This is a genomic window from Acinetobacter sp. YH12095 (genome assembly GCF_013419245.1).
Taxonomy (GTDB): Bacteria; Pseudomonadota; Gammaproteobacteria; order Pseudomonadales; family Moraxellaceae; genus Acinetobacter; species Acinetobacter towneri.
This window is the reverse complement of record NZ_VPAL01000018.1, coordinates 1-25,860: the sequence shown is the minus strand read 5'-3', so window position 1 is coordinate 25,860 and position 25,860 is coordinate 1. Positions and strand designations below refer to the sequence as shown.

The 25,860-nt window shown below is 41.3% G+C and carries 25 protein-coding genes; 11 read left to right on the top strand and 14 right to left on the bottom strand.

Features of this window, described 5'->3' with window-relative positions; genetic code table 11:
- The first annotated feature begins 15 nt into the window (after positions 1-15).
- Positions 16-1,371 (top strand): tRNA uridine-5-carboxymethylaminomethyl(34) synthesis GTPase MnmE, encoded by a 1,356-nt coding sequence (gene mnmE / locus FTU35_RS11170; RefSeq protein ID WP_154321235.1) that lies wholly within the window; start codon positions 16-18, stop codon positions 1,369-1,371.
- A gap of 318 nt (positions 1,372-1,689) precedes the next feature.
- Complete coding sequence (locus FTU35_RS11165) at positions 1,690-2,025, top strand: DUF1622 domain-containing protein (protein WP_154321234.1); 336 nt, start codon at positions 1,690-1,692, stop codon at positions 2,023-2,025.
- A 123-nt stretch (positions 2,026-2,148) separates the two neighbouring features.
- Here the strand turns inward: FTU35_RS11165 and FTU35_RS11160 are convergent, their stop codons facing one another.
- Both FTU35_RS11160 and FTU35_RS11155 read right to left on the bottom strand, forming a co-directional pair.
- A complete protein-coding gene (locus FTU35_RS11160; protein ID WP_180064737.1) occupies positions 2,149-3,336 on the bottom strand; it encodes an MFS transporter in 1,188 nt (395 codons plus the stop codon).
- Between the two features lie 103 nt (positions 3,337-3,439).
- Positions 3,440-3,706 carry a metal/formaldehyde-sensitive transcriptional repressor gene (locus FTU35_RS11155; protein ID WP_004969779.1) on the bottom strand — a complete coding sequence of 89 codons (267 nt, stop codon included), beginning with the start codon at positions 3,704-3,706 and terminating at the stop codon, positions 3,440-3,442.
- 57 nt (positions 3,707-3,763) lie between these two features.
- On the opposite strand from FTU35_RS11155, the gene dmeF reads away from it, so the two are divergent.
- A complete protein-coding gene (gene dmeF / locus FTU35_RS11150) occupies positions 3,764-4,723 on the top strand; it encodes a CDF family Co(II)/Ni(II) efflux transporter DmeF (protein WP_180064736.1) in 960 nt (319 codons plus the stop codon).
- A gap of 168 nt (positions 4,724-4,891) precedes the next feature.
- Positions 4,892-5,539, top strand: coding sequence for a DsbC family protein (locus tag FTU35_RS11145; RefSeq protein ID WP_372238852.1), 648 nt, complete (start codon positions 4,892-4,894; stop codon positions 5,537-5,539).
- Between the two features lie 174 nt (positions 5,540-5,713).
- Here FTU35_RS11145 and FTU35_RS11140 read toward each other — a convergent pair whose 3' ends face one another.
- From FTU35_RS11140 to FTU35_RS11125, 4 genes are all read right to left on the bottom strand, one after another.
- Positions 5,714-5,971, bottom strand: a complete 258-nt coding sequence (locus FTU35_RS11140) for a GlsB/YeaQ/YmgE family stress response membrane protein (protein WP_004969785.1) — start codon at positions 5,969-5,971, stop codon at positions 5,714-5,716.
- A 197-nt stretch (positions 5,972-6,168) separates the two neighbouring features.
- Positions 6,169-6,696, bottom strand: coding sequence for a hypoxanthine phosphoribosyltransferase (gene hpt, locus FTU35_RS11135; protein WP_004969787.1), 528 nt, complete (start codon positions 6,694-6,696; stop codon positions 6,169-6,171).
- Positions 6,697-6,913: 217 nt separating this feature from the next.
- Complete coding sequence (gene guaD, locus FTU35_RS11130; RefSeq protein WP_180064735.1) at positions 6,914-8,254, bottom strand: guanine deaminase; 1,341 nt, start codon at positions 8,252-8,254, stop codon at positions 6,914-6,916.
- 161 nt (positions 8,255-8,415) lie between these two features.
- Positions 8,416-9,381, bottom strand: a complete 966-nt coding sequence (locus tag FTU35_RS11125; RefSeq protein ID WP_104852786.1) for a TerC family protein — start codon at positions 9,379-9,381, stop codon at positions 8,416-8,418.
- A 398-nt stretch (positions 9,382-9,779) separates the two neighbouring features.
- Here FTU35_RS11125 and FTU35_RS11120 point away from each other — a divergent pair, with 398 nt between their 5' ends.
- The gene (locus tag FTU35_RS11120) at positions 9,780-10,061 is read left to right on the top strand and encodes a GNAT family N-acetyltransferase (protein ID WP_096902010.1); all 282 of its coding nucleotides are present in this window, start codon (positions 9,780-9,782) and stop codon (positions 10,059-10,061) included.
- A gap of 161 nt (positions 10,062-10,222) precedes the next feature.
- Here the strand turns inward: FTU35_RS11120 and FTU35_RS11115 are convergent, their stop codons facing one another.
- Positions 10,223-11,308 (bottom strand): zinc-dependent alcohol dehydrogenase family protein, encoded by a 1,086-nt coding sequence (locus FTU35_RS11115; RefSeq protein ID WP_180064734.1) that lies wholly within the window; start codon positions 11,306-11,308, stop codon positions 10,223-10,225.
- A 238-nt stretch (positions 11,309-11,546) separates the two neighbouring features.
- On the bottom strand, positions 11,547-12,917 hold the full coding sequence (gene mpl, locus FTU35_RS11110) for a UDP-N-acetylmuramate:L-alanyl-gamma-D-glutamyl-meso-diaminopimelate ligase (protein ID WP_180064733.1): 1,371 nt from the start codon (positions 12,915-12,917) through the stop codon (positions 11,547-11,549).
- Positions 12,918-13,157: 240 nt separating this feature from the next.
- On the opposite strand from mpl, the gene FTU35_RS11105 reads away from it, so the two are divergent.
- The 4 genes from FTU35_RS11105 to FTU35_RS11090 all read left to right on the top strand — a co-directional run bounded on the left by FTU35_RS11105 (position 13,158) and on the right by FTU35_RS11090 (position 17,336).
- Positions 13,158-13,499: a DMT family protein gene (locus tag FTU35_RS11105; RefSeq protein WP_019836196.1), complete on the top strand. Its 342-nt coding sequence runs from the start codon at positions 13,158-13,160 to the stop codon at positions 13,497-13,499.
- 223 nt (positions 13,500-13,722) lie between these two features.
- Positions 13,723-14,235 (top strand): 5-(carboxyamino)imidazole ribonucleotide mutase, encoded by a 513-nt coding sequence (gene purE, locus FTU35_RS11100; protein WP_019836195.1) that lies wholly within the window; start codon positions 13,723-13,725, stop codon positions 14,233-14,235.
- 14 nt (positions 14,236-14,249) lie between these two features.
- Positions 14,250-15,371 carry a 5-(carboxyamino)imidazole ribonucleotide synthase gene (locus FTU35_RS11095; protein WP_104852791.1) on the top strand — a complete coding sequence of 374 codons (1,122 nt, stop codon included), beginning with the start codon at positions 14,250-14,252 and terminating at the stop codon, positions 15,369-15,371.
- A gap of 678 nt (positions 15,372-16,049) precedes the next feature.
- Positions 16,050-17,336 carry a lytic murein transglycosylase gene (locus tag FTU35_RS11090; RefSeq protein WP_004969803.1) on the top strand — a complete coding sequence of 429 codons (1,287 nt, stop codon included), beginning with the start codon at positions 16,050-16,052 and terminating at the stop codon, positions 17,334-17,336.
- Between the two features lie 70 nt (positions 17,337-17,406).
- Here the strand turns inward: FTU35_RS11090 and FTU35_RS11085 are convergent, their stop codons facing one another.
- From FTU35_RS11085 to FTU35_RS11065, 5 genes are all read right to left on the bottom strand, one after another.
- A complete protein-coding gene (locus FTU35_RS11085) occupies positions 17,407-17,784 on the bottom strand; it encodes a hypothetical protein (RefSeq protein ID WP_162164695.1) in 378 nt (125 codons plus the stop codon).
- Positions 17,785-17,924: 140 nt separating this feature from the next.
- A complete protein-coding gene (locus FTU35_RS11080) occupies positions 17,925-18,839 on the bottom strand; it encodes a matrixin family metalloprotease (protein ID WP_180064732.1) in 915 nt (304 codons plus the stop codon).
- A gap of 219 nt (positions 18,840-19,058) precedes the next feature.
- Positions 19,059-20,996 (bottom strand): molecular chaperone DnaK, encoded by a 1,938-nt coding sequence (gene dnaK / locus FTU35_RS11075; protein WP_154321227.1) that lies wholly within the window; start codon positions 20,994-20,996, stop codon positions 19,059-19,061.
- Between the two features lie 121 nt (positions 20,997-21,117).
- The gene (gene grpE / locus FTU35_RS11070) at positions 21,118-21,690 is read right to left on the bottom strand and encodes a nucleotide exchange factor GrpE (protein WP_256732321.1); all 573 of its coding nucleotides are present in this window, start codon (positions 21,688-21,690) and stop codon (positions 21,118-21,120) included.
- 566 nt (positions 21,691-22,256) lie between these two features.
- Positions 22,257-22,736, bottom strand: coding sequence for a hypothetical protein (locus tag FTU35_RS11065; protein ID WP_178867890.1), 480 nt, complete (start codon positions 22,734-22,736; stop codon positions 22,257-22,259).
- Between the two features lie 220 nt (positions 22,737-22,956).
- Here FTU35_RS11065 and FTU35_RS11060 point away from each other — a divergent pair, with 220 nt between their 5' ends.
- On the top strand, positions 22,957-24,030 hold the full coding sequence (locus tag FTU35_RS11060; protein ID WP_180064731.1) for an alpha/beta hydrolase: 1,074 nt from the start codon (positions 22,957-22,959) through the stop codon (positions 24,028-24,030).
- A gap of 40 nt (positions 24,031-24,070) precedes the next feature.
- Here FTU35_RS11060 and FTU35_RS11055 read toward each other — a convergent pair whose 3' ends face one another.
- Positions 24,071-24,742 (bottom strand): acetoacetate decarboxylase family protein, encoded by a 672-nt coding sequence (locus FTU35_RS11055; protein WP_180064730.1) that lies wholly within the window; start codon positions 24,740-24,742, stop codon positions 24,071-24,073.
- Between the two features lie 98 nt (positions 24,743-24,840).
- On the opposite strand from FTU35_RS11055, the gene FTU35_RS11050 reads away from it, so the two are divergent.
- Positions 24,841-25,410 (top strand): peptidylprolyl isomerase, encoded by a 570-nt coding sequence (locus FTU35_RS11050; RefSeq protein ID WP_180052190.1) that lies wholly within the window; start codon positions 24,841-24,843, stop codon positions 25,408-25,410.
- Positions 25,411-25,860 lie beyond the last annotated feature (450 nt).

Sequence of the window (25,860 nt, the reverse complement as noted above, 5' to 3'; positions counted from 1 at the left end):
TTTTAGGTGAATTTTATGTATAACCGCAGCACCATTGCCGCAATCGCGACTCCACCTGGCCGTGGTGGTGTGGGGGTGATTCGCCTGTCGGGATCCAAAGCCTATGCAATTGCCGCAGCCTTGACCCAAAAAGACTTACCCAAAGCACGTTACGCAGGTTTTCGCCAGTTTTACGATGCAGCCAATGAAGTCATGGATGAAGGTTTGGTGATTTGTTTCCCCAATCCTCATTCATTTACTGGCGAAGATGTGGTGGAACTACAAGGGCATGGTGGCCCAGTGATTCAAAATGCGCTGTTGGCACGTTTACTGGAACTCGGTGCAACGGCTGCCAAAGCGGGTGAATTTTCGATGCGCGCCTTTGAAAATGGCAAGCTAGATTTGGTACAGGCCGAAGCCATTGCCGATTTAATTGATGCCACTTCACAAGCCGCTGCGCGTTCTGCAGTGCGTTCCCTTCAAGGGGCTTTTTCCACCAAAGTGAATACCGTGCTGGAACAGTTAATTCACTTACGTCTGCATGTTGAAGCTGCTATTGATTTTCCTGAAGAAGAAATTGACTTTTTGGCCGATGGGAAAATCCTTAATTTGCTGGATGAAGTGGCTGCTTCGGTGACTGCTGTGCAACAATCTGCGCGTCAGGGACAATTGTTGCGTGAAGGTTTGCAGGTGGTGATTGCGGGCAAACCGAATGCAGGTAAATCTTCCTTACTCAATGCCTTGGCGGGTATTGAACGTGCGATTGTGACCGATATTGCAGGGACTACTCGTGACGTATTGCATGAAAAAATTACCCTGAATGGCTTACCAATTACCCTGACTGATACTGCAGGCTTGCGTGAAACAGGGGATATTGTGGAACAGGAAGGGATTCGCCGTGCGATTAAAGAAATTGAACAGGCAGATTTATTGTTATTGGTCTATGACTTGAGCCAAAACGAAGATCCGTTGCAATTGGCACAGCATTATTTTGCGGAACATATTGAACCGAAGCGTTTGATGTTGATTGGCAATAAATGTGATTTAACTGGTGTACAAGCTGCAATTTCAGATTTTAAAGGGTTTAGACATATTACTGTGTCGGCCAAACAAGAAACAGGTGTTCAATCGCTCATAGAGGCGATTACAGCGCATGCAGGCTTTCAGCCTGAAGAAGATACCTTTATTGCACGTACCCGTCATTTAGACGCAATGAAGCGCACGCAGCAGTATTTGGCTGAAGCACGTGAGCAGTTGGTGGTCTATCATGCGGGGGAATTAGTGGCTGAGTCGTTACGTCTTGCGCAGAATGCTTTGGGTGAGATTACAGGTGATTTTTCTGCAGATGATTTGTTGGGTAAGATTTTTGGATCGTTTTGTATCGGGAAATGATTTTTAGCGATTACTTCCTGATTTGATACAAAAATAGCATTAAGTTTGAGTGGCTTAGTGCTTTTTTATTATCCTATTTGGGGTGATCTGCTACTAAAAATCAGCCTATTCGTTAATGTTTAGTTTCTCATTCGGCACAAGCCCGATCTAACTTATGTCATATTTAAACATTTCAATTTATCTTTATGAAAACCCATCAATAATCACGTAAGTCTTTTTAAACCGCAGCATTTAAAGCTATGATGAGAAAATAATCAAAAATTGGCGCTCAATTCAATCCTAAATGCACGAGATGAAATCTCTGATGGAGGTATTTGGATGTTTGAACTGGCTTTTTTACGTGAAATACTCATTTCTTCGGTTCATTTTTTGCAATTGTCACTCGAAGCCATTTCTGTGATTTGCGTGGTGATTGGTCTGGTTAAAACTTTATTGGTGCTGGTTCAGTTAAAATCGGGGCGTACTGCACGTTATTGTTTTGGGGATTGGCTCGCGACGGCACTTGAATTTCAGTTGGCTGCAGATATTTTAGCCACCACAGTAGATCCAGATTTAGATAGCCTAATTAAACTGGCGATCATTGCAGTGATTCGAACCTTTTTAAATTACTTCCTAACTAAAGAATTAGAGCATCAAACCATCAATGAAAAATAATGGCTGCTGAGTTTGAGATCAAACAGAAGACATAGTCCTAGTCATCTACAAAGTTTGAATATTTGAATAAACTCAGCTGATCCAAACCTTGTCCTGATTTTAGTTTGTCGTTTAGATGAAACTTCATCCTAAAACAGGTTTGTTCTGCAATTGGCGATACCAAATAATGATGTAGCCACACAGTAAGCAGATGGCTGCACAAAAGCTAAGTACGGCGGTGGTTAAACCAAAATGATCGGCCAGATAACCGACTGCAATAATTGGCAGAATTGTGCCTAAATAGCCCACAAATAAATAGGTCGACATCACTGCAGCGCGATTCTGTAGATTGGTCATGGCATGAATTAAGCCAAAAGCACCAATCAATGCCAACCCGTGTCCTATGCCTAGCAGCACATCACTCACAAAAAATAGAAAACTCCAATGTAAATACATGCATAAACCGAGTACCAATAAACTCAATAACAGCAAATACAGCCCATAATTTAGGCATTTTTGTGCAGGAATGGCTTTAGAAAAATACTGCACCAGCGCTGAAATCAGCAAAATACAGGTGATGGCCAAACCACTGACCAAAGGCCCGTGCCACGGAATAATCACTTGCACAAAAGAGGGAGAGAGCGAAACAAATAAACTAAAGGCAGCAAAGGCACAGAATGCGGTTAAACCTGTAATATAAAATTCTGCATGAAAGCGTGGTTCTGGGCGTTCTAATTTTGGGGCAATCGAGAAGGCTTGTGGCGTAAATTCAGGCGGTGCTAAACGTAACAATCCAATAAAACACAGTACTGCACCCAAAATGACAGGAATATATGGACTAAACAAAGGCGCTGCTGAAAATTGTGCCACACCACCACCGAGCAAAGGACCTAAGCCAAACCCGACTGCGGTAATGACTGAACTGAGCTGTGGCGCATGTGCTTTATGTGATTCGGGGATACTCCACATTAAGCCAATTAACGCCGATGTAGTCATAAGACCTGAAGCAATCCCAATCACAAAACGCCCCAAAGCAAGCCAAAGTGCATTGGTGGCAAACATCGACAGAATCAGTCCGAGGGTGATGATCACTAAACCCAATTCTAAGGTTTTTAAGAAGCCGATACTGTTGCTGGTACGTCCTAAAAAGAGCAAGGTAGCCAAACAACCGAGCATATACGCCACAAAAATAAAGGTGATATGGCTGGGTAAAAGCTGCCACAATTCCTGATAAATTGGATACAGCGGGCTTGCAAGTGCCGTGCCCATGGTGCCAATAATCAGGGCGAGGCTGATCATCACGAAAGGATGCCAAGATTGAGATTGAGTCATAAAAAACTCGATTGATGGCTAAACTCTTGAGTTTAGTCTCATATAGTGAGAAATATCACTCAGTGTAAAGACAAGCCTTGAATCTGGTCAAGCCTATTTGTGTTTAAGCATAGCGTTTCAGCAATTTCATAAACTCTTCCAGTTCATGTTCATCAATCGCGCATTGATCACCAATCACATGATGGCGTAAATGCGATTCGATTAACTCATTCATCAAACCATTGACCGCACCTTTAATGGCTGCGACTTGTTGTAAAACTTCAATACAGCCATGATCAGGATTGTGAAGTGCTTGTTCTACTGCCCCAATTTGTCCTTGTAGGCGTTTGACGCGATTTAAAATTTTCTTATCTGTATGTAAATGACCCAACACATCACCTCAATTTTATATACTCTATGGGAGTATATTTAACAATGATTTCCCATTATGCGTCAGCAACACTCTCATCGTATCCATCCACATCAATTCGATCAAGGCAATCCGCTGGCGCAGAAAAAAATATTATATGCGGCTTTGCTGACGGCTGTCATGATGTTCTTGGAAATCTTGGGTGGTTGGATTTTTCACTCCATGGCTTTGCTGGCGGATGGCTGGCACATGAGTTCACACATGCTAGCGTTAGGCTTGGCTTATTTTGCCTATCGGGCAGCACGTCATTATGCAGCCGATACGCGGTTTAGTTTTGGTACATGGAAAATTGAAATTTTAGCTGGCTATAGCAGTGCCATTTTATTGTTGGTGGTGGCTGCATTTATGGCAATTCACTCTATCGAGCGTTTATTTTTTCCTGTCGATATTCAGTATAACCAAGCTATTCCAATTGCAATTTTAGGGTTATTGATCAATTTGATTTGTGCATGGTTATTACATGAAGATGATCACCATCACCATCACCATCACCATCACCATCACCATCATGAGCATACGCATGACAGCCATGACCTGAATCAAAAAGCCGCCTTTATGCATGTGGTGGCAGATGCGGTGACTTCAATTTTTGCGATTATTGCTTTAATTGCGGGTAAATATTGGGGCTGGGATTTTCTAGATGCACTGTTAGGTATTGTTGGTTCAATTTTAGTGGCGCGTTGGGCGATAGGTTTGATGCAGGAAACAGGGAAAACATTGCTGGATGCAGAAATGGATCATCCTGTGGTGGATGAAATTCGTGAAGTGATTGCAGAGTTACCAGTCAGTGTGATGATCACAGACTTGCATGTTTGGAAAGTCGGACAGGGTAAATTTTCCTGTATTTTGGCATTGGAAACCGCACACGATTTAGACGCAGATCAAGTCCGCACCGCCCTCGCCATTCATGAAGAAATTGTGCATATTTCAGTAGAAATTAATCCGCCATCAGGCTTGAATGTTCCACGTGAAACCTAAAGCGTTGCATAGCAAAAACGAGTTGTAGCAATTGCGTAATTCTGGCTTAAAAATACTGAATTCTGTGCAGCTTTCAGCTTAGAATCAGGCTAAATTTACTTTTAGATGAAACACATGATTAAACAATTGAGTTTAGCTGCCTTAATGGGATTATGCAGCGCCGTGAGCATGGCCGATGTTGCAACGGTTAGTAAAAATGTCAAACAACAGCATCCGCAACTGAAATTAGATAATATTCAAGCCACAGAAATGAAAGGTATTTATAGCGCCTCTATGGATGGTCAAGTGGTGTATTTGAATGAAGATGCGCAACATATTTTGGCGGGTTCAATGATTCGTTTAAAGGATCAGCATAACTTAACCAAAGATTTATTGATCCAACAAAACAGTGTGGATTGGAAAAAGTTACCGTTACAAGATGCGATCAAAAGTGTGCGAGGTACGGGAAAACGTCAGATTGCGATCTTTTCTGACCCAAATTGCCCATATTGTAAACAGCTTGAGGCTGAACTGAAAAAGCTGGACAACATTACAATCTATACCTTTATTTTGCCGTTAAAAGCGCAATCTGTTGCGCCATCTAAACAGGTGTATTGTGAGAAAAACCCTGCTCTTGCTTGGGAAAACCTGATCACAAAAGCACAATTGCCTACAAGTCAAAGCAGTTGTGCCAACCCTGTGGAGCGCAACATTGTTTTAGCGCATCGTTTAGGTGTAAACGGTACGCCTGCGATTATTTTCTCGAATGGCTTTAAAGTTATGGGAGCATATCCTGCGGCACAAATTGAACAGATTTTTAAAGAATTTGGTCTTTAAGAACGGCTAATTTTTTATCTGATATTGGCAACTAAAATTGTGTAGTGTGTATCGGAGCAAACCTGAAATTTGTGATTGCGAAGTAGATATAAAAAAACCGCCTCAATTTTTAGGCGGTTTTTTTATTGAGAGAGAAGATGTTTGACTGAAAAATTACAGTCGTTAATACAGGATTTAAGCACGCGATTTTTTCATGAACGTATTATAAATAAATAGAATAATCAGCGCACCAATGATGGAGGCAATAAAGCCTGCGGCAGAACCATCACCGTACAATCCCATCATACGCCCTGCATAGGTTGCCAATAAAGACCCTGCAATCCCAAGTAAGGTGGTGACAATAAACCCTGCTTTATCATCTCCAGGATGAATCGCGCGGGCGATTAGACCTGCAATAAAACCCACCACAATTGCGACAATTAATGACCACATGAGCAGCTCCTTGTTATCTTTGTTTATGTTTTACATCATGTTTCAGACTTATCTTTGCCGAAAAATCCCAAGGAAAATAGTCGAATAATGCTACAGCATGTAGTGTTTTTGTCCTGTTAGATAGATGAAATGCAAATTTCAGCCATAAAAAAAAGTAATCTGAAACGATCACTTTTTTAAAGCGAGGCGTATTTGTTTTATAAGCCAATTTCGCCAATAAACGGAATATGACGATATTTTTGGTCATAATCCAAGCCATAACCGACAATAAACTTATCTTCAATTTCAAAGCCCATAAATTTAACTTCAAGCTCAATTTCACGGCGTGATGGCTTGCTAATTAAGGTACACAGCTCAATTGAATTTGGCTCACGGGTTTGCAAAATTTCCATCACTTTATTTAGGGTGTTGCCCGAGTCGATAATATCTTCAACCACCAAGACATCTTTACCGCGAATTTCACCATCCAAATCTTTTAAAATTTTCACATCACGCGATGACACAGTACCTCCGCCGTAGCTGGATACAGTCATAAAATCCAGTTCATGCGGCTTTTGAATGGTGCGGCATAAATCTGCCATGAACAATACAGAACCACGTAATAAGCCAATTAAAACCAACTCTTTGTCGCTATTGGCATAGTGAGCATTAATTTTTTGACCAAGTTCCTGAACTTTTGTTTGGATTTCTTCTGCAGAAATCAAAACCTGCATTTCAACTGTCATGGGTAGATACCTAAAAAGCAAAAATAAAAAAGGTGTTGACCTGCAACACCCCAAAATATGCGCTAATTTTAATATATCTTGCGCGATGTTGCACGTGCTTGCATGGTTAAAATAGCATCATTTTTGTGCTGAGTGAGAATCTGAGCGTAACAACAAAGCACAACCGAGTATCAGCATTGCCCATCCGATGGGTTTTATATACGAGGATTGCGCAGGTTTAGCCACCTGCTGCTGAGTTTTGATTGGGTTGGTAGTAGGCACGTTGTCCATAAATATAGGTCGCATGAATATTACGGTCATCTGCTAAAGTAATGAGGGCAAATAATGCATCTTCAAGATGTTTGGAACGTTGTTGTCGTAAGCGTTGTAAAGCGGTGGCATTTAAATCCAGCACCACAAAATCGGCTTCTTTGCCTACCTTAAAATTCCCCAGCTTATCGTCTAAGTCCAAAGCTTTGGCAGCACCTAATGTGGCGTGATACAACGCTTCAAAAGCAGAGAGTTTTGCCCCTTGCAGTTGTTGTACTTTATAGGCTTCATTGAGGATATGCAGTACATTAAACGTGGTGCCTGCGCCAATATCTGTACTTAAACCGACCTTCACCTGTCGCTCCCAAGTTTTATGCAGCGGAAATAAACCGCTGCCCAAAAATAAATTGGAGCTTGGACAAAAGGCAATTGCAGAATCGGTATGATGCAGACATTGCCATTCATGTTCTTCTAAATGCACACAATGCGCAAAAACCGAACGTGAACCTGTTAAACCATAGTGATGATAAACATCTAAATATCCATTTTGCTCTGGAAATAATTGTTTCACCCACGCAATTTCATTGTGATTTTCACTTAAATGGGTATGTACATAAACATCGGGATATTCGGCTTTAAGTTGCCCTGCCCGCGCCAGTTGCTCAGGGCTAGAAGTCGGTGCAAAACGTGGCGTAATCGCGTAGAGATTACGTCCTTTTCCATGCCATTTTTCAATCAACGCTTTAGAGTCTGTATAGCCTGAGTCTGCACTGTCACACAATGCTTCAGGTGCATGCCGATCCATCAGCACTTTACCTGCAATTAAACGCATTTGATGTTGTGCTGCCGCTTCAAACAACGCATCTACCGATTCAGGATGTACCGTACAAAACACCAAAGCTGTGGTGGTGCCATTTTTCAGTAATTCCTGCACAAAAAAATGTGCAATCTGATCGGCATAGGCTTTATCTGCAAATTGCAGTTCAGTCGGAAAAGTATAAGTATTTAGCCATTCCAGTAATTGTTCACCATACGCGCCAATCATTTCGGTCTGTGGAAAATGAATATGGGTGTCGATGAAGCCAGGCACAATGAGATGGTCAGGATAATGTTGGAACTCTGTGTTGGCGTTTAGCTGTACCTGCCCTTCTTGCCATGAACCAAACCACTGAATTTTGCCTTGTTCACAAATTAATAAGCCATCGTCTACATAACGGACTTGTTCTGAAATTTGATCGGCTTGGCTGGTACAGTTTTTGAAATCAAGAAAGCGACCACGAATTGCGGTGCGTTGTACAGGAGATGGCATAAAACAACCTACATTTTTCATTTTTTCAAGAGATTGTACCTTAAATGTGGCTTGTAGCAGTATGATAAAATTTATCGTACGGTAAATTAAAACTTAGCTCAATTGATATAAAAAAGCCCTCTCGAAAGAAGGCTTGCAACGATGATGAGGACTGTTAAATTTTATAATGTGGTTTCATGGTGTTTTCGACTATGTCGAATTGATAACCACGCAGTGATTGTCAGTACGAGTACAATAAAGCCGAGTGAAATCCAGATAGGCATGTGGAATACATCTAACATCAGCATTTTAAAGCCAATAAATAGTAAAATTAAACCCAGTCCATACGGTAAATAATGCATTTTAGTGGCTGCGCCTGAGAGCAAGAAAAACATGGCACGTAAGCCCAAAATAGCCATAAGATTTGCAGTGAGTACAATAAACGGATCGGTAGTCACGGCAAAAATTGCAGGGATAGAATCCACGGCAAAAATAACGTCAGATGCTTCGACCAAAATTAAAACTAAAAATAATGGCGTTGCCCAAAGTACACCATTTTGGCGCACAAAAAACTGATCTTTTTCCAGTGTTGGGGTAATACGCATGTGTTTGCGTAGCCATTTCAACAACGCCATATCTTCAATATTGCTGGCTTCTTGCTCTGGACCTTTTAAGAATTTAAAGCCTGTGTAGACCAAAAATGCGCCAAAAATATACAAAATCCAGGAGAATTCTTGTACAAACCAAGCTCCAATAAAAATAAAAATGGTTCTGAGAATAATTGCGCCCAGTACGCCGTAGAGTAAAATTTTACGCTGTAAGCCCGGTGGGATGGCGAATGCGGCGAAGATCATCAACCAAACGAATACATTATCAATCGCCAGTGATTTTTCCAGCAAATAACCCGCAAAGTATTCCATGACTTTGGTGTTGGCGACTTCTAGCCCAACGCTGTGTTTAAGATACAGCCATAAACCGCCACCAAATAAAGCTGCCACACTGACCCAGGCGATACTCCAATACGCAGCGGTTTTGACTTTGACCGATTCGCCTGCTTTTTGTTTAAAGCCTAAGAAGTCAATGGCGAGCATGACTGCAACAATTGCAAAAAAGACCAGATATAGCCATAAATTGCCGATGGATTCCATACAATCTCCACATCCAACAACTGGCCACAAAAAAACCTTGACCTGTTGTCAGATGATTTCAAACATCTGTAACAACATGATCAAGGTCTTGCCTACATAGAGCGGACTTGTATCAACAAGTATGTGCACTATGCTCAGCGTCCGACTTTTTGCAAAGTGTAATGACGAAACGCTGACACGTTAAAGTTATATTTTAACGCTTGGAGGAGGCTACTCCCCTTGTTCAACATAATTTGGGATTAGGACGCTGCCTAAATCTGCGTAAAGAATTACATAATTTTAAGTGTTGTGCAATTTATTCTGTATGGTAAATCACTTTAATTTGTACAAATTCAGCACAATATTTCGTAAAGAGTGTGGCAAATTGAAAAAATAGATTTAGTTTGATAGGTGGACTTATGCAAATTCAACATCAAAAAACCCAACGCGGTGGCGAGTTTTTTATTGAACGAGATGGTCGGCATATCGCTGAAATTACTTATCAATATCAAGATGATCACACTATTTTAGCAGATCACACTTGGGTCGATCTGACATTACGAGGTCAAGGGGTTGCCCGTCAGCTATTAGATATTTTGGTCGCCTTTGCACGTGAAAAGCAGCTAAAAATTGTACCCGTGTGCTCTTATATTGAGACGGCTTTTGAAACAGATACACAATATGCCGATGTTGTGGCTTAAAAGTCTTTCTACGTTGAAATAATCTAATGTGTTGGTATTAAAACAGCATGCAGACTTCGTCTGTCGTGCAGTCTAAAATTTTCTTGAAAATATTATAAAAGCCCAAAAAAGCCAATCCACAGCGCGTAGATTGGCTTTTTTGTAACATAGTTAAGCCAAGATTATTCGTAATTAATCATCACTTTCATGGCATTTTCATCTGAAGCATGTTTAAACACATCATAGGCTTTTTCAAATTCAGAGAATTTAAAATGGTGCGTTGCCAGTTTTTCTAAAGGTAATTTGCCTGAACAGCAGGTTTTTAACAGCATACCTGTCGTATTGGTATTCACCAAACCCGTAGTGATGGTCAGGTTTTTAATCCAGAGTTTGTTTAACTCAAAATTTACCGACTTACCATGTACGCCCACATTGGCAATATGTCCGCCCTCTTTCACGACATTTTGGCAAATATCCCAAGTGGCTTCGATACCTACAGCTTCCATGGCACAGTCTACCCCGCGACCACCTGTAATCTCTAAAATACGTTGTACCGCATCTTCTTTGGCAGAGTTAATGGTATGGGTTGCACCCAACTCTTTTGCCATCGCCAAGCGGTTATCGTCCATATCGACTGCGATAATTTGTGCAGGAGAATAGAACTGTGCGGTAAGCAGACAACCCATGCCAATTGGACCTGTACCCACAATTGCAATGGTATCACCAGGTTTAACATTGCCGTATTGCACACCAATTTCATGTGAAGTTGGCAATACATCAGACAAGAAAACCGCAACTTCTTCATTTAAACCTTCAGGCAGCAAATATAAAGAAGTGTCTGCAAATGGAGTACGGACATATTCAGCATGAGTACCATCAATCATATATCCCATGATCCAACCGCCTTCATTTTGGCAGTGTGCATAGAGTTGTTTTTGACAGTTTTCACAAGTACCACAACGGCTGACACAAGAAATAATGACCTTGTCGCCTTTTTTGAAATTTTTGACTGCCGAACCGACTTCTTCAACAATCCCGATACCTTCGTGACCTAAAATACGGCCATCAAATAGCCCTGTCTTGGCAACTGCAGTGTCTTGAATTTCTGGGTTTTTACCTTTCCAAATACCTAAGTCAGTACCGCAAATTGTAGTTTTGGTGAGACGAATCACGGCATCTGTTGGTTGTAAAATTTCTGGACGTGGGCGTTCTTCAAAACGAATATCATTGGCGCCGTGGTAGACCATGGCTTTCATTGTTTTTGACATTGTGACCATCCTTCTTAGTAATAATGATGAAAGACATCCAGCAGCCAACCTGTAGCAACCGTCATGCTCGCAGGATGTAATCTTTTTAAAGTAACAGGTCAAGATGACAAGTTCATGAGCAGTATTGTTGTTTTTAATAATTATAATATATAAATTTATAATTAATATAAAAATCCCCTATTTTTTGCCAAAAACAGGGGATTTTTTTTGAAAGAGTTTTAAATCAGTTTAAGCGATTTTAAGCCGTGTGTTGCAAAGCCTGAATGAGTTTTTGATGTAAACCACCAAATCCACCATTTGACATAATCACCACTGCATCGCCCTCACCTGCTTGGCTCACGATGTTTTGAATAATTTCATCCAAAGTATTGGCCACCACTGCATGATTGCGAGCAGCCGCAACCACAGGCTGTAAATCCCAGTCTAAACCTTCAGGTTGATACCAAATCACAGCATCCGCCAAACGTGCTGAATCTGCCAAGCCTTCTTTATGACTGCCCATGCGCATGGTGTTGGAACGTGGTTCAATAATCGCCCAAAGCTTACGCTCACCCAAACGCTTACGTGCGCCGTCCAGTGTGGTTTCAATTGCGGTTGGATGGTGGGCAAAGTCATCATAGACTTCAATGCCGCGTATGGTGCCTAATAACTCCATACGGCGTTTCACCCCACCAAAATTGGACAGCGCTGCACATGCGGTTTCAATTGCAACCCCAACATGCTCTGCTGCGGCGATGGTTGCCAAGGCATTGGCGACACTGTGTTGCCCAGTCATATTCCAGCGCACTTCACCTTGTAGCACACCATTTTTCAGAACTTTAAAATGTGAACCATCTGCTGCAAGTTGTTCTGCATACAGTTCCGCTTGTGGATCTGCATTGAGCGAAGTACGTAGCACAGGTGTCCAGCAACCCATTTCTAACACTTCATCAATATGGGTTTCTGTAATTGGGGCAATAATGCGCCCTTCACTTGGGATGGTACGCACCAAATGATGGAATTGTTTTTGAATTGCGGCCAAATCATCAAAAATATCGGCATGGTCAAATTCAAGGTTATTTAAAATGGCGGTTTTAGGATGGTAATGTACGAACTTGGAGCGTTTATCAAAAAACGCAGAGTCGTATTCATCGGCTTCGACACAGAAATACTTGCCTGCACCCAAACGTGCACTTTCACTAAAGCCTAAAGGAACGCCGCCAATTAAAAAGCCCGGTTCTAAGCCTGCCTGATCCAATACCCACGCCAACATGGTGGTGGTGGTGGTTTTGCCGTGCGTGCCTGCAACGCCCAGTACGTGTTTGCCTTGCAAGACATGATCGGCCAAAAATTGCGGGCCAGAAATATACGGTAAACCTGCATTCAGCATGTATTCAACCGCATCAATCCCACGTTTCATGGCATTGCCCACAATCACTAAATCAGGATGCGGTTGTAAATGGCTGCGGTCATAACCTTGCATTAAGGTAATGCCTGCATTTTCCAGTTGAGTCGACATCGGTGGATAGACGTTTTGGTCTGAACCTGTGACGGTATGTCCTAAATCGCGGGCCAAAAGTGCCAATGAGCCCATAAATGTGCCACAAATACCCAAAATATGCAGATGCATTCCGCCTTACTCCACTGCTTTTATAGACACATCACGTATTTTTGTGCTGTTGTCGTGATTAACTTGATTTGAAGCAACGATAGCAAGGGTTTTGGCGAAAAGATAGTGATTCTTGTATCTCATTTCAGGGATTTTTCTGAGCTGAATCTGCGCCAAAGGATGTAAAAAATTGCTGCTCTTGCATTTTTTATGGCAAATAGCTCGTAAAATAAAACTGAATTTTTAAGATAGTACGACACAATGTCTTCAGCACTTTTACTTTTGGTGATTGCAAACTGTTTTATGACCTTGGCGTGGTATGGTCATCTCAAGTTTTTACCACATGATGCTCCGCTGTGGCAGGCAATTTTATTCAGTTGGGTGATCGCCCTATTTGAATACAGTTTGATGATTCCTGCTACCCGTTTGCTGGCGCAGCATGGCTGGGCGGTAGGTCAAATGAAAATTACCCAAGAAGTTGTGACTTTATTGGTGTTTGTACCGTTTATGATTTTTCTGTTTAAGCAACCTTTTAAACTGGATTATTTATGGGCAGCCTTATGTTTATGTGGTTGCGTGTATTTTGTATTTCGTGCGCCTTAAAGACGAGTTTTAGCTCGCTTGAATAGCTTTAGGTTCACCTATTTTGTTTAACTGTTTTCAATTCTTTAAAATAACCCGATAAAAATAATCAAAAAAGTCGGTTGAGTCGCCGTGTTCAATTTTAACAAGTCGAAAAATCAGTCTATAATGTGGAGTTCTTATTCAAGCTTGGCTTTCTCGCCTGAATTTCTCTTTCCTTAGTTTCGTTTCTGGAATATTTGTAATGAACGCGGCCGCTGCACAAGACGCTCCTCTCGTTGGAATTATCATGGGTTCTCAATCGGATTGGGCAACTCTCGAACACACTGCCAATATGCTGAAGCAGCTTGGTGTCCCATTTGAAGCGGAAGTCGTTTCTGCACACCGTACCCCAGATCGCTTATTTGAATATGCTGAACAAGCGCGTGATCGTGGCATTCAGGTGATTATTGCAGGCGCTGGTGGTGCCGCACACTTACCAGGTATGTGTGCAGCTAAAACTGATTTACCTGTTTTGGGTGTGCCAGTGAAATCTTCAATTTTAAATGGTGTCGATTCATTACTTTCAATTGTGCAAATGCCTGCAGGTATTGCCGTAGGTACATTGGCTATTGGTCCTGCGGGAGCAACCAATGCGGCAATTATGGCAGCCCAAATTTTAGGTTTAACCCGTCCAGAAATTGCACAAAATGTTGCCAATTTCCGTGCCGCGCAAACTGAGAAAGTTTCAAGCAACAATATTCCAGGTCAGGCTTAAGCGGGACAATTACTATGGATAAGACCATCGGTATTTTTGGTGGCGGTCAATTGGGTCGCATGATGGCACAAGCGGCTTTACCCTTAAATATTCAATGTACCTTTTTTGAAGCCAGTCCAGATTGCCCAGCGGCAACCTTGGGTCAGGTTTTTGCCAGCAAAAGCGAAAATAGCCTACAAGATTTTATACACAGTGCCGATGTATTCAGCCTTGAGTTTGAAAATACTCCGTTGGCTGATGTTGATGTATTGATTAAGCACAAAGACTTGCATCCACCACGTCAGGCTTTGGCAATTGCCCAAAACCGCTTGCTGGAAAAAGGCTTATTTGATGAATTGGCGATTCCTGTTGCGCCGTACCAAGCCGTCAACTCGCTGGAAAGTTTACAGGCTGCTGTAGCTGAACTCGGTCTGCCAATTGTGCTAAAAACCGCAACAGGCGGCTATGATGGCAAAGGTCAGTTTGTACTGCGCAGTGCAGATCAGATTGAACAAGCATGGGCAGAACTTGGCCCTGCAGGCAGCTTGATTGCAGAAAGTTTTGTTACTTTTTCACGTGAAGTATCTATTATTGCGGTGCGTGGTCAAAATGGTGAAGTAAAAACTTGGCCATTGGCAGAAAACCATCATCACAACGGTATTTTATCGCATTCGATTGTACCAGCACCAAACAGCGCAGACTTACAGCCTGTGGCGCAAGACTACATCACTCGCCTGCTCAATCACTTAAATTATGTTGGTGTATTAACGCTAGAGCTATTTGTCACTGACAAGGGCTTGTATGCCAACGAGATGGCACCTCGTGTGCATAACTCAGGTCACTGGTCAATTGAAGGCGCGGTGTGTTCGCAGTTTGAGAACCATATTCGTGCTGTAGCAGGTTTACCGTTAGGCTCAACTGAAGTGGTACGTCCAACGGTGATGGTCAATATTATTGGTCAGCATCCCAAAACTGAAGATGTGTTGGCATTGAATGGCGCACATTTGCATTTGTACAATAAAACTGAGCGTGAAGGTCGTAAAATTGGGCATATTACTTTAATGCCGAATGATGCTGCTGAGTTGACAGATTTATGCCGCCAATTGGCAAAAATTTTGCCAAATCCATTGGCGCTCAGTGCTGATATGAGCTTGTAAATTTAAAAATGACGCCAAAGCGCTCATCACGATGAGCGCTTTTTTATGCTCTCACATTTTTTATTCTGCCCATTTTTAAGGTGTTCTACCGTTAATCTGTCTAGGATTGACGCTGTAATTTTAGGTTGATTAAGATAGATCAGGCTGAATAAGCAACCATCACCGTAGCAAAGCAATACTTAAAATAAAAATGCGCACAAGTCTGATGGGAAACAGATGATAATTATGAATTCAAAACTTTAAATTCAAATAGCGCGTTTTAAATTTAAAGCGATGCTTCAACTTTGAATTTAAATATCAGAAATGAATTTAAAGATAGATCTGCAGTTTTGAATTTAAATAAAGTAGCGGCTCTTTTGATCTTTAAATTTAAAAAGCTACTTTTAAATTCAAAGTAATACATCGTAAATATGCAGTGAATGTCGTGTTTTGTGGATAACTTGGGTTGGTTTAATTTGAATTTAAACTTTTAAATTTAAAAGTCTTATCATGTGTTGTGATTTTGAATTTAAAAATGTGAGATGCCGTACTTGTGGATAAGTGTTTTAAATTTAAAACGAGAAAATGAATTTAAAACTGTGTAAATGAATTTAAAGTTACAGATTTTCATCTGATCTCTGTGGCTGAAGGTGTTATGGTAAAGCCAAGATTTAAATTCAAAACACATCAAAGGGTATTATGCATCGTTTCGCTGTGATTTTTGCGACAGCTGCAATGGCAGCTACTCAGGTTCAGGCAGAACTGATTATCAATGGAAAATCTGTCACCGTAACGCCAACGGTCAGTACATCTGCAAATTTTCAACCACAAAACCATTTTCAAAGTTGTTTGGCCAATTTACGCAGCCAAGCCATTGCCAAAGGGGTGAGTGGCAGCAGTTATGATCGCTATACTCAAAATCTTAGTCCAGATTATTCCGTCATTGAGCGTTTAAATTACCAACCTGAATTTTCCACGCCAATTTGGGACTACCTTTCAGGCTTGGTGGATGATGAGCGCGTGCAGGCGGGGCAGCAGAAATTGGCACAGCACCGTGATGTGCTTAATCGTGTTGCTGCAGCCTATGGCGTACCTGCAGAAACTGTAGTGGCGGTTTGGGGTGTAGAAAGCAACTTTGGTGCGATTTCAGGATCCTATCCATTATTGCAAGCGCTAGGTACCTTGAGCTGTGAAGGACGCCGTCAAAGCTATTTCCGAGGTGAGTTTTTTACCACCATGCGTTTATTGCAACGTGGTGATGTCACTGAATCACAATTAAAAGGCTCATGGGCAGGGGCGTTTGGGCATACTCAGTTTATGCCATCGACCTATGATGAGTTGGCGGTCGATTTTGATGGTGATGGTCGCCGTGACTTAGTATCTAGTATTCCAGATGCTTTGGCTTCCACCGCTAACTTTTTAAAACGTCGCGGCTGGCAAACAGGGCAGCCGTGGGGCTTTGAAGTCAAAGTGCCTGCAGGCATGTCTTTGAGTGGTGAAGGGCGACGCAATAAAAAATCCCTCAGCAGTTGGGTTAATCGTGGGTTGACTCGTGCAGATGGTTCGGCATTAATTCAGGGCAATTTATCGGGCAGTAGTCAGGCAGGCTTGATGGCACCTGCAGGTGCGAATGGCCCTGTATTCTTAGTGTTTAGAAACTTCGATGCCATTTATAGCTATAACGCAGCAGAAAGTTATGCCTTAGCGATTGCGCATTTATCAGATCGTTTAATGGGGCAGTCTGCATTCCGCACCGCTTGGCCAACCGATGATGCAGGTACATCCCGCGCAGAACGCCGTGAAATTCAACGCTTTTTGTTAAGTCGTGGTTATGACATTGGTGAAGTGGATGGTTTAATTGGCGACAAAACCCGTCAAGCGATTCGTCAGGAACAGACTCGACTCGGCTTGGCTGCAACAGGTCGGGCAGGGCAGCAAATTTTAAGAGCGTTTCGTAATGAAGCGGCCAAACAAATGATGCAATAAGTTGTTGCGATTGCATAAAAAAGGTCTGCAAATGTGCAGACCTTTTTAATTTTTGTCTTAAAACAGGGGATTAAGGTTCAATTTTCACTGCTTCAAGCAAATCAAAAATCACAGTCGTGACATCTTGGCTTAATTCTTTGTTATTAAAAATTTCATAAGCTGAAATGGTGATGTCGGTATCACTTGGCAGCAAACGCTGTTCTTCTTCAATCAGGTGTTCAATTGGTAATAAGGTCTGTCTAACCTCAAGATGCAAAATATCTTTGTATTCAATATTTTCATCTTCAAGTTCAATCACTTGCTCATTAAAATACGGCAATAAAATCGAGTGGAGACAAGGTTGAAGCTCAACAATATCAAAAATTTCGATATCACGGCTTTGTTCAATCGTGCTGATGTGGTCATTTACTTCAATCAGGATATGGTAGTAACTCACATGAATCTCCACAGATCGTTCAGGGTTATACAGAGCCTTCACAATAACATGAAATGAGTAAATTTGCTGCCTTTGCACGTGTAATGGATATGCAACTATCGTACAGGGTGAGGGGAGCTTTGTGTTTTAGTCACTTCAGTTTGCCAGATTGCTCAATGCCGTGCATGGAGTAAATCGAGATCGGCAGGGCGCAGTTGGAAATTCTGCAACTGCTGATCTTTTAGCATTGGATACATTAAGGCATAAGGGTCGTTATGGTGTGCTAAACCCAAAGCATGACCAAATTCATGCGCCAAAGTTAGACGTAAATCATCTTTAGATTGAAACTCATAAATCCGAATGGTCTGACCATCAAAGCTGCCTTTATCAAATAAACGTGGTTGAAAACGTGCATTAAATTGCTGGATGGATACATCAATGTCTTGATTAAGTTGATTGAGGGCATCGACTTGTTGATTGAGCTGGTTAATTTGCTGATTAAATTGCGCTATTTCGTGTTCTAAACTCCACATGTGTTGCTGGATTTCTTGTTTTTTGGCTGCAAAAATTTCCTGTTGCGAAGGATGTAGCCCACCACTTTGGTTAATTTGCTGTACTTGACGATTGTATTGTTCAAGTTGTTGTTCAAATAGCATTTTTTTTGCATCAAGTTGTTGATTTTTATCTGCAATTTCTTGTTTTAGTGCTTGAATATTTTGGTTTTGATTGTTCCAGTGTTGTTGGCGTTGTTCAATGGCTGTAAGTTGTTGTTGGCGTTGGTTTGATTCATCTTGACGTTGATCATAAATCAAGTGAATGGCGAGCTTGGCGTTCGGGTCATATACAAAATAATCATGTCCCGTCCCTTGTTTCCAAATATGGGTGGCTTCCTGACTCAGTTGTAGTAAATCGGCATGGCTTAAGCCAAAACGCGGATCGACTTCAGCAATACGATAACGTAAGCGAGTATCTAAAGGATGTTTTAAATGATCTAGTGCAGTATTGTGTCGTGTATGAGGATGTTGAATATTTTGATAAATCAGCAAGATAGAAAACAGTATGATTGCACCCAATAGAAACAAACGCATTGCTAGCGGCATCCTTTTTTGGGTTTACTGTAGCCGAAAGTAGGGCAGAAACTCAATCTATTTGCAGTTAGAGCATCATTTTATCTATTGTACTCGGTTGAGCGTCCAATTGTCTGTGCTCTTTCATTTAAATCTTGAAGTCAGTGTATGGATATCGAAAAGAAAAACCGCGCTGCAATTGCTTGCAGCGCGGTTTTTGATGTGCGTTAAAGCGACAAATTATTTTTTATCATCTTTGACTTCAGTGAATTCAGCATCCACAACGCCATCATCGGCTTTTTGTTGACCTGCGTCACCGCCAAATGCATTTGGGTCGAAACCTTGTGCACCGCCTTGACCTTGTGCAGCTTCATACGCACGTTGCGTAATTGGCATGATGATGTTTTGCAATGCTTCAGTTTTTGCTTTGATTGCATCTACATCATTTTCTTTGGTTGTCGCTTCAAGCTCAGTGACTGCAGTTTCAATCGCAGTTTTCTCATCGGCAGTCACTTGTTCACCAAGGTCTTTTACTGCTTTTTGAGCAGAAGAAACTAAAGCATCCGCTTCGTTACGTGCTTTTGCAAGTTCTTCAAACTTACGGTCTTCTTCAGCATTTGCTTCAGCATCTTTAATCATCGCTTCAATTTCAGCATCGCTCAAACCAGAGTTTGCTTTAATTTGAATCGATTGTTCTTTGCCTGTGCTCTTGTCTTTTGCAGACACTTTCAAGATACCGTCAGCGTTAATGTCGAACGAAACTTCAATTTGTGGCACACCGCGTGGCGCTGGTGGAATGTCACCTAATTGGAAGTTACCCAACAATTTGTTTTGTTGAGCCATTTTACGCTCACCTTGGTAAACTGAAATGTCTACTGCAGGCTGGTTGTCTGCCGCTGTTGAGAACACTTGAGATTTCTTCGCAGGAATCGTGGTGTTTTTCTCAATGATTGGCGTCAACACGCCACCCATAGTTTCAATACCAAGCGTTAACGGAGTTACGTCTAGAAGCAATACGTCAGTTTTGTCACCAGACAATACGGCACCCTGAATTGCTGCACCAATTGCAACAGCTTCGTCTGGGTTTACGTCTTTACGTGGCTCTTTGCCAAAGAATTCTTGTACTTTTTGTTGTACAAGTGGCATACGTGATTGACCACCCACCAAAATCACGTCAGAGATGTCAGAAGTTGAAAGTCCTGCATCTTGTAGCGCAACTTTACATGGCTCAATGGTACGAGCGACTAAATCAGCAACCAAACCTTCAAGTTTGGCGCGAGTCACGTTCATCACCAAGTGCTTCGGACCTGTTGCGTCTGCAGTGATATATGGCAAGTTGATTTCAGTCGCATTTGAAGATGAAAGCTCGATTTTTGCTTTCTCAGCCGCTTCTTTCAGACGTTGTAATGCCAATGGATCTTGTTTCAAGTTGAAGTTTTGCTCTTTTTTGAACTCTTCAACCAAGTATTCGATCAAGGCATTGTCAAAGTCTTCACCACCAAGGAAGGTATCACCGTTGGTTGATAACACTTCAATTTGTTGGTCGCCATCAAGGTCTGCAATTTCAATGATCGATACGTCAAAAGTACCACCACCCAAGTCATATACAGCAACTTTACGGTCGCCTTCTTTCTTGTCCATACCAAATGCAAGCGCAGCAGCAGTTGGTTCGTTGATGATACGTTTAACTTCTAAGCCTGCAATTTTACCCGCATCTTTGGTTGCTTGGCGCTGTGCATCGTTAAAGTACGCAGGTACAGTAATCACGGCTTCAGTAACTGTTTCGCCCAAATAATCTTCGGCAGTCTTTTTCATCTTTTTCAAAGTTTCTGCAGAAATTTGCTGTGGTGCAAGTTTCTTGTCATTCACTTCAACCCAAGCATCGCCATTGTCTGCTTTGATGATTTTGTAAGGCACAAGACCAATGTCTTTTTGTACCGCTTGGTCTTCATAACGACGACCAATCAAACGCTTAATTGCGAATAATGTGTTTTTCGGGTTAGTTACAGCCTGACGCTTTGCAGATTGACCTACAAGAATTTCGCCATCTTTATAAGCAATAATAGATGGAGTTGTACGTGCGCCTTCTGCGTTTTCAATTACTTTAACTTTGTCGCCTTCAAGTACCGCTACACATGAGTTAGTTGTACCTAAGTCAATACCAATGATTTTAGCCATTTGGATGTTTCCTCAAAAATTCTTTTGCAATGTTTTCACTTGTTATTCGATATGAGAGCCAATCAAAATTTTTCAAGTTGTTTAGATGAAAATTTTTTATCAACTCTCGATTTTATAAGACTTAAGCGCCAACCATCACCATTGCAGGGCGGAGTAAGCGACCATGTAAGGTGTAGCCTTTTTGTAATACGTTGCCAATTTCATTGGCTTTTGCATTTGGATCAATCCCTACGGCTTGATGCAGGTCTGCATTGAAACCATTGGCTGTATCAATCACCACCACACCAAACTTTTCTAAAGTGGTCAGTAATGATTTCAAGGTCAGTTCCACACCTTCAGACAAGGCAGTTTTTTCATCACCATTGGCGGCAATAGCACGCTCAAGGTTGTCTACAGAATCCAATAATTCTTTAGCAAACTTTTCTAAAGCAAACTTTTTAGCTGTATCTGCTTCACGTTCTAAACGCTCTTTGGTTTTTTCCGCTTCGTAAACTGCATTGGCAGTACGTGCTTTTTCCAATTTTAGGTTTTCTTCAAGTTTGCTCAGTTGTTCTTGTAAAGACTCAACGGAAACTTCTGCTTGCTCAGTATCTTGCGCTGTTTGTTGTTCCGTCTGCTCTTGCTCAAGGTCTTGAGTTTGTTCGTTCTGCTCAGTTGCCATTGATTTACTCCGTTTAAATGGGTTTTTAAACATGTACAGTCCTTTGGCGTCAGTGCTAACTGCGTTATTGCTGAACTGCCATGGTTAGAGAAGTTCGTAATTAGCTAAGAAATCGGGGCAGGGCAGGCAAAATTCAAGCGTGCCAGTAGATTAATTTTCATTGCCATGAAATTTGGTCAAAACAATACATTTTGAATCAAGATGTCGGCGGATGAATGAAGCAAATTAAACTTTGAAACTTATAATATTTTTTTGTTTAAAAAAGTATGGTAATAGGGAGCTGATTATTCAGCTAAACCAGTGCTTTTATTACGGAGATAGCTAAAAACACTGTTTTATCAACAGGATTCGACTGGGTGTTTGTTCACTATATTGTGCATGCGTATGATTAGAGTTTTTAAGTTTTGGTTGATTAATCGCTAAAACAACTTAATCGAGAGTAATTATATATTTTACACAAAACCTAACACTGCTTATTCTTTGCGCATAGATGCTATATCGCTGTAGTTTCTTGTGTATTGCTAAATGTGTTTTCGGGGCTTATCTAACTTCTGAATAAGCCCTTTTTTTACCTCATTTGTTTTGCTTTGCTGTAAGACTCAATCACGATCACGTCGTTGTTCACGGTCTTTACGGTTTTCCTGCCAGCGCTTTTGTTGTGCATCACGTTGTTGTTGCCAGCGTTTACGTGCTTCCTCACGCTTTTTTTGTTCAGCTTCAATTTGCTGCTTGCGCTTTTGCTCTAGCTGTTTACGCTGCTGTTCCGATAAGCGTTTGCGTTGCTCTGCTAAGCGTTGTCGCTCTTGTTCATAGCGTTGTTGCTGTAATTGCTGTTGTCGTTTTTGTTCCCATTCACGACGTTCTAGTTCACGTTTACGACGCTCTAACTCAACCCGATTTTTACCTTGTTGATATTCCCAACGCTGCCGATCATTGTCATACCGTCGATGATCATCATCATAGCGACGGTCATAGCGTGGCTCATATCGTCCATCGTAGTAACCTTCGTCAGGCACGACCACGCAACCTACGGCTAAAATGGCAGTTGCGCACGAAAGTAAGATCAATTTTTTTGTCATGCTCTGCCTCCTGAGCCGATGAGGTAAATTTGTCTGAAACATCAATCATAGACCGCAATAGTGTCAATGACAGCGTCATAAAAGCAGGGTAGCGTATAGGTAATTTGAATGTGTATAACGATTGAAGCACTTGTATAACAAAATGGTCACTGTGCTGTTGATCATGAAGAAATTATGAAGCGTTTAGGCAAATCATGCAGACATATAAAAAGGAACAGGCATGCAAATTTTGAATTCATCTCTCAAAAATAAATTGCACAAAGGACAAGGTGCTGCTGCACGTGCATTAAATAAGTTACCAAGTCGAGTACATCATACTTTGGCTCAAGCTTTGGGTTATCCGTATCATTATCCAGACCTTGATCCATTTATTAAATGCATGATGGCGGCACAATTAAAACAAGGGAAAATTGGTTTTATTGGTGCTGACCCTGTACAGTCTAGACAGGCATTTGATCGACAAATGCAATCTATTCTGAGCACTCCAACTGCGGTCAAACGAGTTGAAGAAATCCGTTTAAACTTAGCCAGTGGCAATATCGCAGCGCGTTATTATCATCCTGCACCACATAAAAAATTGCCTTTAATCGTGTTTTTTCATGGTGGTGGTTTTGTGGTGGGTGGTTTAGACAGTCATGACGAATTTTGCCGCTTAATGGCGGTACATGCCCATGCACAAGTGTTGAGTGTGGAATATCCACTCGCGCCTGAAGCTAGTCCACAGCAGATTATTCAAGTCTGTGAAGATGCTTTGGCATGGGCATATCAACATCGTCGAGAAATGAAAATTTTAAAAAATCGCATAGCGGTGGCAGGCGATAGTGCGGGTGGTAATATTGCAGCGGTGGTTGCACAGCGTAGTGCTCATTCAGCCTATGCACCTGACGCACAATTTTTAATTTATCCAGCCTTAGATTTTAAGAGTCGCCATCCTTCATTCTTTGCTTATAAAGATGGTTTGGTGTTGACGGGACAAGATATTGATTTTGTCACCCAGCACTATGTCACACAGCATCAGGTCGCTTTGGATGATCCAATCATTTCGCCAACTTTTGGCAAATTGAAAAAACTAGCGCCTGCCTTTGTGGTCACAGCAGGGCATGACGTTTTGCATGATGAAGCTGAAATTTATGCACATAAATTACGTCAACATGCTGTCACGGTAAAATATGTAGAATATTTAGATCAAACACATGGTTTTATTAGCATGACCTTTGTGTCGCGTCGCGCCAAAAAAATCAGCATTGAAATGTGTAAAAACTTTAGAAAATTTTGGGATCGACCACGTAGCTAAATCTTAGGTTGGTTTTGTTCATCTGTTTCACGTGGAACAATTAAACCAGAGTAGAGATTTCGGCTTCAGGAAAAGTCAGCTCGAATTCAGGCACGTAAAAACCGTTGATGAAGCGTGCCTGATTAAAATCAGGAAACAAACTTGGATTCGATTGCCAAGATGTATATTTGAGTGGAATTAATCTGCCGCGAAAAGAAGGATTAAATTGATAGGATTTCCCTTGCCATGTTTGCTGAATTTTTAAAAGTGCAGCAGGGATGTAGCGACTATCAATATAAAAGCCGTGTTGCTTATTACATTTTTCAAGTTGAATGGCGAGTTGCAAATCTGCGTGTTGTATTTTGCAACTTATCTGTCGATCTTGAATATTCCAATCAAAGCTTGCCAGTTGTTTAGGAATGCCCCAAAGTTGTTGTCCGTGTTGCACAGAAGACTCGGTTGAAACGAAAATTTTAGGAATAGTAGATAAACGACGCTGCCTAAATAAAGGATGATCTAAAATCAGCAGCTCATCGTAAGCACCAATGGGGCTAGCGTGATAACGCACCCACATGACTTGAACAAGACGTCCTAAAAAAGAAGGTGTTAAGCCAAAAGGTTGTGCCTGTTTTAAAAATTGTGAGCTGAGCCAATAATTTAAAATATAGGCTTCACCTTGAAGTTGCCAAGGTGCTGGACACAGTCGGCTCTGATCTGAATTATTTTTATACATAAGTTTTCCAGCGTGATAAAAAATAACCACTGATTTATTCGCATAATCTTATTAATATAGATGCAATGCAAATACAACACAGATGGATTGGTCAGCAAATGTTAAAACAAAGTATGTTTACCATGGCAGCAATGCTTATCAGCTTCAATACGATGGCAGCCAACACCGTGGTAGAAATGACAACCAGCATGGGCAATATTGAAATCGAACTGTTTAATGACAAAGCCCCAGTTTCTGCAAAGAACTTTGAAAACTATGCCAAGTCAAACTTCTATAACGGTACGATCTTCCATCGTGTTATCCCAGGCTTTATGGTGCAAGGCGGTGGTATGGATGCCAATATGCAAGAAAAGCCAACCAAAGCGACCATTCGTAATGAATCAAGTAATGGATTGAAAAATACCCGTGGTACCTTGGCGATGGCACGTATGAATCATCCTGATTCTGCCAGCAGCCAATTCTTTATTAATGTGGTAGATAACGATTTCTTAAATCGAAGTCCACGTAACGCAGGCTATGCGGTATTTGGTCAAGTCACTAAAGGTATGGATGTTGTCGATAAAATTGTAAAAGTACCAACAGGCAACTATGGCATGCATCAAAATGTACCGAAACAAGCGGTAAAAATACTCAGTGTGAAAGTGAAAGAGGCTGCCTCAACAAAATAAGCGGATTTAGATTGCAAAAATATGAAAAACATATTTTTAATTTAAAATTATAGGGTTAGTGCGAGTTTTGTGTGTTTTTGAACCAAAATAGTGCGTAAAAATCCAACACTCGTGAAAACAAGCAGTTAAAAGCACTTGCACGTGTAGGAAATTGCCCTATAATGCACCCATCCCGACGCGAAACAGCCTACGAACTTAGCTTACAGGGTTAAGTTGTTAGAAGTGTTTTGTGTTAAAATTTCTGCTGACGAGGCAGAAATTAAGATCATTAAGAGATTATGAAGAACAACTTGTGTGGATTTTTACTGATTGATTGATCGAAAATATTTCATTGATTGATTGGTTTAAATTACTCGAAGTTTATTTGAGCGAAATTTAAGTCAGAAAATTGATGAGCCAGATTTGGAAGTTTAGATTAAAACTTCAAAATGATTTTAACTGAAGAGTTTG